Annotated in this window: 12 protein-coding genes; 9 read left to right on the top strand and 3 right to left on the bottom strand. The window is 66.1% G+C overall.

The features are described 5' to 3' along the window. Positions 1 to 196 precede the first annotated feature (196 nt). Positions 197 to 1657: a DEAD/DEAH box helicase gene (locus K9B35_RS18970; RefSeq protein ID WP_224923571.1), complete on the top strand. Its 1461-nt coding sequence runs from the start codon at positions 197 to 199 to the stop codon at positions 1655 to 1657. A 43-nt stretch (positions 1658 to 1700) separates the two neighbouring features. Here the strand turns inward: K9B35_RS18970 and K9B35_RS18965 are convergent, their stop codons facing one another. Continuing rightward, complete coding sequence (locus tag K9B35_RS18965; protein WP_224923570.1) at positions 1701 to 2615, bottom strand: hypothetical protein; 915 nt, start codon at positions 2613 to 2615, stop codon at positions 1701 to 1703. 259 nt (positions 2616 to 2874) lie between these two features. Here K9B35_RS18965 and K9B35_RS18960 point away from each other — a divergent pair, with 259 nt between their 5' ends. The 6 genes from K9B35_RS18960 to K9B35_RS18935 all read left to right on the top strand — a co-directional run bounded on the left by K9B35_RS18960 (position 2875) and on the right by K9B35_RS18935 (position 8490). Then, entirely contained in the window at positions 2875 to 3429 is a 555-nt protein-coding gene (locus K9B35_RS18960; protein ID WP_224923569.1) for a F0F1 ATP synthase subunit delta, read from the top strand. A gap of 11 nt (positions 3430 to 3440) precedes the next feature. After that, complete coding sequence (gene atpA / locus K9B35_RS18955) at positions 3441 to 4970, top strand: F0F1 ATP synthase subunit alpha (protein ID WP_224923568.1); 1530 nt, start codon at positions 3441 to 3443, stop codon at positions 4968 to 4970. A 91-nt stretch (positions 4971 to 5061) separates the two neighbouring features. Further along, the gene (locus K9B35_RS18950) at positions 5062 to 5940 is read left to right on the top strand and encodes a F0F1 ATP synthase subunit gamma (RefSeq protein ID WP_224923567.1); all 879 of its coding nucleotides are present in this window, start codon (positions 5062 to 5064) and stop codon (positions 5938 to 5940) included. A 5-nt stretch (positions 5941 to 5945) separates the two neighbouring features. After that, a complete protein-coding gene (locus tag K9B35_RS18945; protein ID WP_224923566.1) occupies positions 5946 to 6554 on the top strand; it encodes a hypothetical protein in 609 nt (202 codons plus the stop codon). A 30-nt stretch (positions 6555 to 6584) separates the two neighbouring features. Then, on the top strand, positions 6585 to 8111 hold the full coding sequence (atpD, locus tag K9B35_RS18940; protein ID WP_224923565.1) for a F0F1 ATP synthase subunit beta: 1527 nt from the start codon (positions 6585 to 6587) through the stop codon (positions 8109 to 8111). Positions 8112 to 8235: 124 nt separating this feature from the next. Beyond that, positions 8236 to 8490, top strand: a complete 255-nt coding sequence (locus K9B35_RS18935; protein ID WP_224923564.1) for an ATP synthase F1 subunit epsilon — start codon at positions 8236 to 8238, stop codon at positions 8488 to 8490. 208 nt (positions 8491 to 8698) lie between these two features. Here K9B35_RS18935 and K9B35_RS18930 read toward each other — a convergent pair whose 3' ends face one another. Both K9B35_RS18930 and K9B35_RS18925 read right to left on the bottom strand, forming a co-directional pair. After that, a complete protein-coding gene (locus tag K9B35_RS18930; protein WP_224923563.1) occupies positions 8699 to 9154 on the bottom strand; it encodes a hypothetical protein in 456 nt (151 codons plus the stop codon). 73 nt (positions 9155 to 9227) lie between these two features. Next, positions 9228 to 9677 (bottom strand): DUF6265 family protein, encoded by a 450-nt coding sequence (locus tag K9B35_RS18925; RefSeq protein ID WP_224923562.1) that lies wholly within the window; start codon positions 9675 to 9677, stop codon positions 9228 to 9230. 84 nt (positions 9678 to 9761) lie between these two features. Here K9B35_RS18925 and K9B35_RS18920 point away from each other — a divergent pair, with 84 nt between their 5' ends. Together K9B35_RS18920 and K9B35_RS18915 are read left to right on the top strand one after the other, a co-directional pair. Beyond that, positions 9762 to 10508 carry an AraC family transcriptional regulator gene (locus K9B35_RS18920; protein WP_224923561.1) on the top strand — a complete coding sequence of 249 codons (747 nt, stop codon included), beginning with the start codon at positions 9762 to 9764 and terminating at the stop codon, positions 10506 to 10508. 58 nt (positions 10509 to 10566) lie between these two features. Then, a complete protein-coding gene (locus K9B35_RS18915; protein WP_224923560.1) occupies positions 10567 to 12114 on the top strand; it encodes a CpaF family protein in 1548 nt (515 codons plus the stop codon). Positions 12115 to 12175 lie beyond the last annotated feature (61 nt).

The raw sequence follows: 12175 nt of genomic DNA, 5'->3' as shown, positions 1-12175 counted from the left end.
GACTTATGGCAACTCTGCTGCCATATCGCGGCGTAGCGAGGCGTTATGCAGCGTGATCGGGCCGGGGTTCATCCTGCGGCTCCGGCTCCGCCTCGGTTGATTGCTCGGCTTCCCATATCACGCGGGTCGTCATTTATTGACCCCGCCTGCGCGCGCGCATTCCGCATGCGCGCTGGCCGTTCTGCAAAGAGAATTCATGACCAAGTTCAATACCCTCGGCCTGTCCGAGATCACCCTCGCTGCGCTCGCGGCAAAGGGCTATACCGACGCGACGCCGATTCAGGCGCAGTCGATCCCGGCTTTGCTCGAAGGGCGCGACCTGCTCGGCATCGCCCAGACCGGCACCGGCAAGACCGCCGCGTTCATGCTCCCCTCGATCGAGCGCCTCGTCGCGTCGAACAAGCGGGCGCAGCCGCGCGGTTGCCGCATGCTCGTCCTCGCCCCCACCCGCGAACTGGCCAGCCAGATCGCCCAGAGCGCGCGCGACTATAGCAAGGGCACCAAGCTGTCGGTCGCAACCGTGTTCGGCGGCACGTCGATCCACAAGAACAAGACCGATCTGGCGCGCGGCGTCGACATCATCGTCGCAACCCCGGGCCGCCTCGTCGACCTGATCGAACAGAGCTATGCGATCCTGCTCGGCATCGAAATCCTGGTGCTGGACGAGGCCGACCAGATGATGGATTTGGGCTTCATCCACGCGCTGAAGCGCATCGTCCGCGAGCTGCCCAGCAAGCGCCAGACCCTGTTCTTCTCGGCCACCATGCCCAAGTCGATCCGCGACCTCGCGACCCAGTTCATCAAGGACCCGGTCGAAGTGAAGGTGACCCCGGTCGCCACCACCGCCGAGCGCGTCGAACAGTTCGTGACCTTCGTTAATCAAGCGGAGAAGCAGTCGCTGCTGACCATCGCGCTGCGCGACGAAAGCATCGACCGCGCGCTGATCTTCACCCGCACCAAGCACGGCGCCGACCGCGTCGTGAAGCTGCTGGCGGCCAGCGGCGTCGCGTCGAACGCGATCCACGGCAACAAGAGCCAGCCGCAGCGCGAGCGTGCGCTGGGCGAGTTCAAGTCGGGCAAGGTCAAGGTTCTGATCGCCACCGACATCGCGGCACGTGGCATCGACGTGTCGGGTGTCAGCCACGTGTTCAACTTTGAACTCCCCAATGTCCCGGATCAGTATGTTCACCGCATCGGCCGCACCGCGCGCGCCGGCGCGACCGGCATCGCCATCAGCTATTGCGCCGATGATGAGCGGCCGTACCTGCGCGACATCGAAAAGCTGATCCGCCAGAAGGTCGCGATCCAGCCGCTGCCCGAGGATTTCCTCGCCGAATCGGCCCGCATCAAGTCGAGCCGCGGTCCGATCCCGGTTAGCCGTGACGAGATGAACGGTCGCAACGGCCGGACGATGGCCGACCGCAACGCCCATCACCGCGCTGGCCAGCGCGCCGATCGCGGCCCGCGCGGCAATCCTGCCGGTGAGCGTCGCGAAACGCTCGGCACCGCCGCCCCGCGCGCTGCTGAAGGTGCAGGTGCAGGCGACAAGCCACGCTTCTACGGCCCACGCAAAAAGAAGTTCACCCCGCGTCCTGCTGGCGCCGGTGGTGGCCAGCGCAGCGGCGGCAATGGCGGCCAGGGCCAGCGCCGGGGCTAATTAACTCTCCCCCTCCCTGCGTGCAGGGAGGGGGATAAGTCAATTACCGCCGACCCGGCCCGCGCCCACGCCGCCGTGCGGCCTCATCGTCGCGCCCGTCGATCAGCCGCTGCGCACGCTCGGCTCCCGCCGTCGCCTCATTCCCGCCCCGCCCGATCAGCGGCGCCGCGCGCCGATAGAATGACAGCGCCTTGTCATACTCCCCCGCCGATTCGGCGCACAGGCCTAGGTCGAAGGTGATCGACGGGTGGTTCGGCGCCTGCACGTCCATCGCCGCCCATGCTGCACACGCACCGCGCAGGTCGCGCTGGGTCTGCTTGACGATATCCTTGAACGGCCGCTCCAGCGGCTTGGGCAGGCCGCGCGTGCTCTCGCGGAAGCGGATCGAATAATCCTCCACCGAGGGCACGATGTCCCGCCGCACATTTTCGGCGATGTCGATGATCATCCCGCGAATCGCCTCTTCGGTGGTGCGCGACGGGTTCTGTCCGCGGCACCAGCTGGTCTCGTCGCGGCGCGGGCGTGACACACTATAAAGGACGCGCCCGTCCGGCCCGGCGAGGCGCAGGTCGGCGTTCACGTTGATCACGCGGCGGGTACAGTCCTTCTCGACCTCTTCCTCGCGCAGGCATTTGCCGTCACGTTTGCCGCCCTCGCGCTCGACGCACTCCTTCTCCTTACGCTTGAAACGCGTTTCCTGGACCCCGGTGACAACATTGCCGTTGAGCAGGCCGTCGGCATCGCCGCCGCGCCCGCCGACCAGATCGAAATGCGTCCGCCCCTCGATATCCGGGCGCGCCAGCGCGCGTTCGATCGCCAGGCCCAGTTGCATCCCGTCCTCACCCGCGATCCGGCCAACGCGCAGCGAATCGAGCATCGCGGCGTCGCGATAGGGCGCGGCGAAGCGGCCGGTCATCCGCGCGCTCTCCGCCAGAGCGGTCGGCGCGGTCATGGTCATGGCTGCAAGCAACACAGCGGCACGGGTCGGCGTCCACGGCATGGCATTCCCCCTAAATGCATTTGCGGCCGACGGTTTCGCACCCGTTCCCACTTTGGGCAACCCCGTTGCGCCACCGCCGCCGTCATCACATGGTCACACAGGTTGCATCCTTTGCCCCCCTTTGCTAGGCGCGCGCCAACCCATCGGGGGTGCCGGACGGCATGCCCCCGAATCCCCATGGGGCCATTTCTGCTAGTCCAAGAGGAAACACGCGTCCGTGGATAATTCCGGCGGTATCCAAGCCAGCTTAAGCGGTCGCTATGCGACCGCGCTGTTCGATCTGGCGCGCGAAGGCGGTTCGATCGCAACGGTCGAATCGAGTCTCGCGACGGTCAAGCAGGCGCTGACCGATTCGGCCGACTTTGCGGCGCTGACCAAGAGCCCGCTGCTCGGTCGCGATCAGGCGGCCCGTGGCGTCACCGCCGCGGCCGGTGCGATGAAGCTCGATCCGCTCACCACCCGGTTCCTTGGCGTGCTGGCGCATAACCGCCGCCTGTCGGCGCTGCCGGGCATGATTCGCGACTTCAGCACGCTGGCTGCGCGCCATCGCGGTGAAGTGACCGCAGCGGTCACCTCGGCCCATCCGCTCGACGCCGCACAGGTGGCCGAACTCAAGACGCAGCTGCGCGCCCGCGTTGGCCGCGACGTCACGGTCGACCTGTCGGTCGATCCCTCGCTCCTTGGCGGGCTGGTCGTAAAGATCGGCTCCCAGATGATCGACAGCTCGATCAAGACCCGTCTCAATTCCCTCGCGCACGCGATGAAAGGCTGAAGGCAAACGCAATGGATATCCGCGCCGCAGAAATCTCGAAGGTCATCAAGGACCAGATCGCCAATTTCGGCACCGAGGCAGAGGTCAGCGAGACCGGCCAGGTGTTGAGCGTGGGTGACGGCATCGCGCGCGTCCACGGCCTCGACAATGTCCAGGCCGGCGAAATGGTCGAATTCGCCAATGGCGTTCAGGGCATGGCGCTGAACCTTGAGGCCGATAACGTCGGTATCGTGATCTTCGGCTCGGACTCCGAGATCAAGGAAGGCGACGTCGTCAAGCGCACCGGCACGATCGTCGACGTTCCGGTCGGCAAGGGTCTGCTCGGCCGCGTGGTCGATGGCCTTGGCAACCCGATCGACGGCAAGGGCCCGATCGTCTCCGACCAGCGTTCGCGCGTCGAAGTGAAGGCTCCCGGCATCATCCCGCGCAAGTCGGTGCATGAGCCGGTTCAGACCGGCCTCAAAGCGATCGACGCACTCGTCCCCGTTGGCCGTGGCCAGCGCGAGCTGATCATCGGCGACCGTCAGACCGGCAAGTCGGCCGTCGCGATCGACACCTTCATCAACCAGAAGACCGTCAACGCCGGCACGGACGAGGGCAAGAAGCTCTATTGCGTGTACGTCGCCGTCGGCCAGAAGCGCTCGACCGTCGCACAGCTCGTTCGCACGCTCGAAGAGAATGGCGCGATGGAATATTCGATCGTGGTCGCCGCGACCGCGTCGGACCCCGCCCCGCTCCAGTTCCTCGCACCGTACACCGGCTGCGCGATGGGCGAATATTTCCGCGACAACGGCATGCACGCCGTGATCGTCTATGACGATCTGTCGAAGCAGGCCGTCGCCTATCGCCAGATGTCGCTGCTGCTGCGCCGCCCGCCGGGCCGCGAAGCCTATCCGGGCGACGTCTTCTATCTGCACAGCCGCCTGCTCGAGCGCGCGGCGAAGCTGAACGAGGACAATGGTTCGGGCTCGCTGACCGCGCTCCCGATCATCGAAACGCAGGCAGGCGACGTGTCGGCCTACATCCCGACCAACGTGATCTCGATCACCGACGGCCAGATCTTCCTTGAAACCGACCTGTTCTTCGCGGGCATCCGCCCGGCGATCAACGTCGGCCTGTCGGTGTCGCGCGTCGGTTCGTCGGCGCAGACCAAGGCGATGAAGAAGGTGTCGGGCTCGATCAAGCTCGAGCTCGCCCAGTATCGCGAAATGGCCGCGTTCGCGCAGTTCGGTTCGGACCTCGATGCCTCGACCCAGAAGCTGCTCAACCGCGGCGCGCGCCTGACCGAGCTGCTCAAGCAGCCGCAGTTCTCGCCGCTGCCGTTCGAAGAGCAGACCGTGTCGATCTTTGCTGGCACCAATGGCTATATCGACAGCGTCGCAGTGAACGATGTCGTCCGCTACGAGGCCGCGATGCTCGCCGAAATGCGCAGCAAGCACGCCGACATCCTCGCCGCGATCCGCGACAGCAAGGATCTCAGCGAAGACACCAAGGCGAAGCTCAAGGATGCGCTCGCCGCATTCGGCAAGACGTTCGCGTAACATGCGTCGCCCCGGCGAAGGCCGGGGCCGCCATGTTGCTCTCACCGAGAGCGGCCCCGGTCATTGCCGGGGCGACCGATAGGAAAGAAGTATGGCCTCTCTCAAGGCACTCAAAGTCCGGATCAACTCGGTCAAGTCGACCCAGAAGATCACCAAGGCGATGAAGATGGTCGCCGCCGCCAAGCTGCGCCGCGCGCAGGAAGCGGCGGAGGCCGGGCGTCCCTATGCGCAGCGGCTCGAAAGCGTCGTCGCCAGCCTCGCGTCGAAGGTCGCGGGTGGCCCCGGCGTGTCGCCGCTGCTCGCCGGCACCGGCAAGGACCAGGTGCATCTGTTCGTCGTCGCGACCAGCGACAAGGGTCTGGCCGGTGCGTTCAACACCAACATCGCCCGCCTTGCCCGCAAGCGCGCCGGCGAGTTGATCGCGCAGGGCAAGACCGTCAAATTCTACACCATCGGCCGCAAGGGCCGCGCGGTGCTGAACCGGCTCTACCCGAACAGCTTCGTCCACTCGATCGAGCCCGGCGACCTCGGCAAGCTCGGCTTTGCCGATGCGCGCGGCTATGCCGACGACCTGATCGCGCGGTTCGAAGCCGGCGAATATGACGTCGCGCACCTGTTCTATTCGAACTTCAAGTCGGTCCTGACGCAGGAGCCGACCGAGCAGCAGCTGATCCCGGTCAAAATTCCCGACGTCGTCGTTGAGGAAAGCGGCGCTGCCGTGACCGAGTATGAGCCTGACGAGGAATCGATCCTCGCCGACCTGCTGCCGCGCAACGTCGCGATCCAGCTGTATCGCGCGATGCGTGAGAATGCCGCGTCGGAGCAGGGCAGCAAGATGACCGCGATGGACAATGCCACGCGCAACGCGGGCGACCTGATCAAGCGGCTGTCGATCCAGTATAACCGCGCGCGTCAGGCCGCGATCACGACCGAACTGGTCGAGATCATCTCGGGCGCCGAGGCACTTTAATCGTCATGCGCGCCGCAATCCTTCTCCTCTGCGCGACCGCCGCGCTCGCGGGCTGCAACCAGCAGCCTGCCGAGCAGCCGACGCTTGCGCAGAATGAGGCGGCGGCGCGCGAAGCGGCGGCGGATCTCAAGGGTTGGGACCGCATGTTCGGCTTCCCGACCGAAACGATCGGTCGCCTCAACCAATATGGCTATCGCATCGGCGGCTATGCTGCGGCTGGCGATGGCTTCGCGGCCAAGGGCGTGGACATTACCCTGTCCCAGTCCGACGCGAAGACGCCGAACACCGGCACCGTCGCCGTCACCGGTCCGACGGTCGAGGCGATCGACAGCGTCGCCTTCACCCTGTCGCTGACCGACGACGCCAATGCCGAAACCGCGAAGAAGCGGCTGACCGACATCGTCCGCGCCTTCCTGTTCCAATATGGCATCAAGGACGACGGCGCGCTCGACGCCATCGCCAAGGAAGCCGATGCGGATGGCAAGATCGGCGATGCGCCGGTCGCTATTGCACTCGCCAAGGGCGATGCCGCCCGCACCCTGACCGTGACTTTCCGCCGCCCCTCCGCTACGGCCACGGCCGAGGCGATGGTCGGCAATTCCCAGCAACCCTGATCGCATTCGCCAAGCAAGGACTTGAAGAACATGGCAACCGCAGCCCCCACCGCAGACAAGCCCGCGCGCAAGCCGCGCGCGCCCAAGGCCGCTACCGGCACCACCGCGACGGCACCCGTCGCCGCGTCCGGCACGGGCCGCATCGCGCAGGTGATCGGCGCGGTCGTCGACGTTGCGTTCGACGGCGAACTGCCCGCCATTCTCTCGGCGCTTGAAACGAGCAACAACGGCCAGCGCCTCGTGCTCGAAGTCGCGCAGCATCTGGGTGAAGGCACCGTCCGCACCATCGCGATGGACGCGACCGAGGGTCTGACCCGCGGCCAGGAAGTCACCGCAACCGGCGCGCAGATCCAGGTTCCGGTCGGCCCGGCAACGCTCGGCCGCATCCTCAACGTCATCGGTGAGCCGATCGACGAGCGCGGCCCGGTCGCCACCGACATGCGCGCGCCGATCCATGCCGAAGCGCCGCTGTTCGTCGACCAGTCGACCGAAAGCTCGATCCTCGTCACCGGCATCAAGGTCATCGACCTGCTCGCGCCTTATGCAAAGGGCGGCAAGATCGGCCTGTTCGGCGGCGCCGGCGTCGGCAAGACGGTTCTTATCCAGGAACTGATCAACAACATCGCCAAGGGCCATGGCGGCACCTCGGTCTTCGCGGGCGTCGGTGAGCGCACGCGTGAGGGTAACGATCTCTACCACGAGTTCCTCGACGCCGGCGTGATCGCCAAGGACGCCGACGGCAACGCCCAGTCGGAAGGCTCTAAGGTTGCGCTGGTTTATGGCCAGATGAACGAGCCTCCCGGCGCACGCGCGCGCGTCGCACTGTCGGGCCTGACGATCGCCGAATATTTCCGCGACGTCGAAGGTCAGGACGTGCTGTTCTTCGTCGACAACATCTTCCGCTTTACCCAGGCGGGCGCAGAAGTGTCGGCTCTGCTCGGCCGTATCCCGTCGGCAGTGGGCTATCAGCCGACCCTGTCGACCGACATGGGCGCGCTGCAGGAGCGCATCACCTCGACCAACAAGGGCTCGATCACCTCGGTGCAGGCCGTGTACGTGCCCGCGGACGATTTGACCGATCCGGCGCCTGCAACCTCGTTCGCCCACTTGGACGCGACCACGGTTCTCAACCGTGCGATCTCGGAACTCGGCATCTATCCGGCGGTGGATCCGCTCGATTCGACCAGCCGCGTGCTCGAGCCGCGCGTGGTCGGCCAGGAGCATTACGAGACCGCCCGCGCCGTCCAGTCGACGCTGCAGAAGTACAAGTCGCTGCAGGACATCATCGCGATCCTCGGCATGGACGAACTGTCGGAAGAGGATAAGCTGACCGTCACGCGCGCCCGCAAGATCCAGCGTTTCCTCAGCCAGCCGTTCCACGTCGCCGAAGTCTTCACCGGCATCCCCGGCAAGTTCGTCGCGATCGAAGACACGATCAAGTCGTTCAAGGCCGTGGTCAACGGTGAGTATGATCACCTGCCCGAATCGGCCTTCTACATGGTCGGTGGCATCGACGACGTCGTCGCCAAGGCCGCCAAGATGGCCGCCGAGGCGTAAGCCCTCTTAAGCCCCTTCCCTTCAAGGGAGGGGTTTGGGGTGGGGCAGTAATCACAGGGGCTGGACGCGTTTCGACGCCCCACCCCAACCCCTCCCCTGAAGGGGAGGGGCTAGGAAGAAGAACATGCTGCACTTCGAACTCGTGACCCCCGAAAAGCTGCTCCGCTCGGAGGACGTCCATATGGTCGTCGTTCCCGGCACCGAGGGCGATTTCGGCGTGCTGGAGGGCCATGCGCCCTTCATGTCGACGATCCGCGACGGCAATATCGAGGTTTACAAGACCGCCGCGAACCAGTCGCCGGAGTTGATCCGCGTCGAGGGCGGCTTTGCCGAGGTCAATGAAAAGGGCCTTACGGTCCTCGCCGAAAAGGCCGACTGACCCGTCATCCTTTGCCGGAATCGAACAGGCCGCAGGGGCAACCCTGCGGCCTTTTCCGTGCACTCAATCCTCCCCCGCCAGGGGGGAGGTGGCATGCGAAGCATGACGGAGGGGGCGGAAGCACAAAGGTCGAGAGGGGCAGCCGTCCCCTCCCTCCGTCGCCTTCGGCGCCACCTCCTCCTTGCGGGGGAGGATTATTCCGCTGCCATCACCCGCGCTGATACTCCATCGCGCTCGCCCAGCCCTTGGCGGTCCCACGCTCGACCTTCAGCGCGTCGCCGGTGCGGGTGAAGCGCAGCCGTGCGGTGCCCGCTTTGGTCGGCATTTCGAAGGTCACGCTCTGCGCATCGCGCGCGACTTCGGTGAAGCGGCTCGGCGGGATCCCAGGGAGGGTGATGTCCAGCACCGCCTTCTCGCCCATTGCATCGAACGCCAGCTCCGCCTTCGCGCCCTTCATCGCTTCGCTTGTCCCCTCTTCGCTGCACGAAACGCCCTGCTTGGTCGGGTCACAGCGCATCTCCAGCCCGTTGCCGCGCCAGGTTCCGCCCAGCCAGTCGAGGTGGCGGTTGGTCACCGCCGAATCGGCGACAACCGGCGCGGGGGCCGTGGCGAGCCCGGTGGGCGCGGCGAGCATCGTGAACAGCGAGACGAGGAAGGTGAGCATCAAGAAATCCCTGTGATCGAACATCACAGCCCCAGTCGCACCCCCATCCGCCACCAGCCACGGTCAGGATCGGTCAGTGCACCCGGTTGAAGGTCCAGCGCATCGCCTTGCTGCCATCCGCCAGCGAGATTTCGGCAGTCAGCGTGTCGCCCGATCGGCGATAGTGGACGCGCTGCGGATAATCGTGCGCGGCGTTGACGAAGGTCACCCCCTCCCCGCCCGCGACGGCACGGAACGGCACCGGCGGCTTGCCCCCAGGCTGGGGCAGATAGACTGCGGCGTCGCCGTCGAGCGTGATCCGCAGGAATTCGAGCGCAACGGTCTTGCCGCCCTTCACCGTCTGCGACGTGCCGAGCATCATCCCGCCCGCCGCCTTCTGCCACTCCTCACAGGTCTGCCCGCGCGGCCCGTCCGCGCTGCACCAGCGTCCGGCCAGCCATTCGGGCAGGCCAGCGCCGCCACCCGATCCCCTCGCGGTCAGCGGCGTCGCCAGCAGCACCAGCGCCAATGAAATCCGGATCATCCCAGTCCCCCCATAGTCCCGGCACCGCATTAGCCGCTGTGCGACCGGCTGGCTTGAACCGATGCGACATGCGAGGTTCCACCGATGGACTATCGCGAGACCCCGCGCCCGCCCAAGCTCGACGGCTTCGTCGCCGCGATCTGGACGCTGGACATTCGCGGCAAGCCCGACGAGTGGGTCGGGCATCAGGCGGTCCCCGATGGCTGTATCGAGCTGATCCGCCGCCATGCCGGTCGCTCGATATGGCGCAGCGAACAGCCGCCGCTGTTCGTCACCGGGCTTGCGCTGCGCCCGGCCGCGCTGCGCTTCAGCGGCGATGCGCGCTTCACCGGCATCCGCCTGTGGCCATGGGGCTGGCATGCGCTGGACGGAGATCGCTGCGCCGATTTCGCCGATGACTGGCGCGCGGTGGCCGAGGACAGCCCGCTGGCCGCGCTGCTGACGGACGACGGCGCGCAGCTTCCCGGCCTGATCGCCGCCTTTGATGACCAGCCCCAAAGCCCGATCGACCTGATCCGCCACGTCGACAGCGTCGGCGCACTGGCGCGGGCAAGCGGCCTAGGACCCCGCCAGCTCCAGCGTATCTTTGCGCGCGAGGCCGGCATGCCACCGCGCAGCTATCTGCGCCTGCTGCGTTTCCGCGATGCAGTGGCCGGAGTTCAGGGTGATGCGCCCGGGCTCGCCGACACGGCCGCCGCATCGGGCTATGCCGATCAGGCGCACATGACCCGCGAATTCCGTGCGCTGGGTGGCCTTTCCCCCGGCACCGCCCGCCGCCGGGCCGCCGGGCCGTTCGTCCCCGCGCGCGACGAACCGACGATGGATGGTTAGGAACTTGTAAAACCTTGGCGGCTATCCCGGTGCAGACAGCGGATAGTGGGGAGCCGAGGTGAGCGCATTTGGACGTCGTAGCGGACCGGGAGCAGGGCCGGGACGCCCTGCCTTCGGCGTTGCACGCCCGATGCAGGGCGGTGGCGCCACGCGCCCGGCCGAGCCATTGGGCGGCGAGCAATTCCCGTCCCTCCACGACGTCCCCCTTCCCGGCGCGTCGCAGATGCCGCCCGAGCCCGCCTCTGGCGGCACGATGGGCGCACAATCGACTGGCGAAGCGATGCAGCGCCTGGCCGATCGCCAGGCCGCCACCGGCGAGCCGAGCAGTTCGCGAATCGAAGGGTTCGAGGCGTCGATCCACCGCATCAAGGAACAGGTGCTTCCGCGCCTGCTTGAGCGGGTCGATCCTGAGGCTGCGGCAACGCTCAACAAGGATGAGCTGGCGGAAGAATTCCGCCCGATCATCGGTGAGGTGCTTGCCGAGCTCAAGCTGACCCTGAACCGCCGCGAGCAGTTCGCGTTGGAAAAAGTGCTGGTCGACGAGTTGCTCGGCCTCGGCCCGCTCGAAGAGCTGCTGGGCGACAGCTCGATCAGCGACATCATGGTCAACGGCCCCGAGCAGACCTTTGTCGAGCGCAAGGGCAAGCTAGAACTCGCCAATATCCAGTTCCGCGACGAAGAGCATCTGTTCCAGATCGCACAGCGCATCTGCAACTCGGTCGGCCGCCGCGTCGATCAGACCACCCCGCTCGCCGACGCCCGCCTCAAGGATGGCAGCCGCGTCAACGTGATCGTGCCGCCGCTGTCGTTGCGCGGCACCGCGATCTCGATCCGTAAATTCTCCGACAAGCCGATCACGCTCGACATGATGGCGGGCTTCGGCTCGATGTCGACCAAGATGGCGACGATGCTGAAGATCGCCGGAGCCTGCCGCTTCAACATCGTCATCTCGGGCGGCACCGGTTCGGGTAAAACGACGATGCTCAACGCATTGTCCAAGATGATCGACCCCGGCGAGCGCGTGCTGACGATCGAGGACGCGGCGGAACTGCGCCTGCAACAGCCGCACTGGCTCCCGCTCGAAACCCGCCCGCCGAACCTTGAGGGTCAGGGCGAGATCACGATTCGCGATCTGGTCAAGAACGCGCTGCGTATGCGCCCGGATCGCATCATCTTGGGCGAAATTCGCGGACCCGAATGTTTCGACCTCTTGTCGGCGATGAACACCGGCCATGACGGGTCGATGTGTACGCTCCACTCCAACTCCCCGCGCGAATGCCTGGGGCGTATGGAGAACATGGTGCTGATGGGCGACATCAAGATCCCGAAGGAGGCGATCAGCCGCCAGATCGCGGATTCGGTCGACCTGATCGTACAGGTCAAGCGCCTGCGCGACGGTAGCCGCCGCGTCACTAACATCACCGAGGTGATCGGCATGGAAGGCCCCGTCATCGTGACGCAGGAGCTGTTCAAGTTCGAATATCTCGACGAGAGCGCCGACGGAAAGATCATCGGCGAATATCGCTCGATGGGCCTGCGTCCCTACACGCTGGAAAAGGCGCGCTCGTTCGGCTTCGACCATGCGCTGCTGGAAGCGTGCCTGTAAGCACGGCGCACCGCTTACTCCCTCAACGGGACATTAACCACGACCGCAACTGCTGGCGCGC

It is taken from the genome of Sphingomonas sp. R647 (genome assembly GCF_020177055.1).
Lineage (GTDB): Bacteria > Pseudomonadota > Alphaproteobacteria > Sphingomonadales > Sphingomonadaceae > Sphingomonas.
The sequence above is the reverse complement of the archived record's forward strand: the minus strand, read 5'-3'. Positions and strand labels throughout refer to the sequence as shown.

Coding starts and splice junctions, on each gene's coding strand:
- K9B35_RS18920 (WP_224923561.1), top strand. CDS start 9,762: ATGGACTATCGCGAGACCCCGCGCCCGCCCAAGCTCGACGGCTTCGTC.
- K9B35_RS18950 (WP_224923567.1), top strand. CDS start 5,062: ATGGCCTCTCTCAAGGCACTCAAAGTCCGGATCAACTCGGTCAAGTCG.
- K9B35_RS18970 (WP_224923571.1), top strand. CDS start 197: ATGACCAAGTTCAATACCCTCGGCCTGTCCGAGATCACCCTCGCTGCG.
- K9B35_RS18965 (WP_224923570.1), bottom strand. CDS start 2,615: ATGACCATGACCGCGCCGACCGCTCTGGCGGAGAGCGCGCGGATGACC.
- atpD (WP_224923565.1), top strand. CDS start 6,585: ATGGCAACCGCAGCCCCCACCGCAGACAAGCCCGCGCGCAAGCCGCGC.
- K9B35_RS18930 (WP_224923563.1), bottom strand. CDS start 9,154: ATGCTCACCTTCCTCGTCTCGCTGTTCACGATGCTCGCCGCGCCCACC.
- K9B35_RS18925 (WP_224923562.1), bottom strand. CDS start 9,677: ATGATCCGGATTTCATTGGCGCTGGTGCTGCTGGCGACGCCGCTGACC.
- K9B35_RS18935 (WP_224923564.1), top strand. CDS start 8,236: ATGCTGCACTTCGAACTCGTGACCCCCGAAAAGCTGCTCCGCTCGGAG.
- atpA (WP_224923568.1), top strand. CDS start 3,441: ATGGATATCCGCGCCGCAGAAATCTCGAAGGTCATCAAGGACCAGATC.
- K9B35_RS18945 (WP_224923566.1), top strand. CDS start 5,946: ATGCGCGCCGCAATCCTTCTCCTCTGCGCGACCGCCGCGCTCGCGGGC.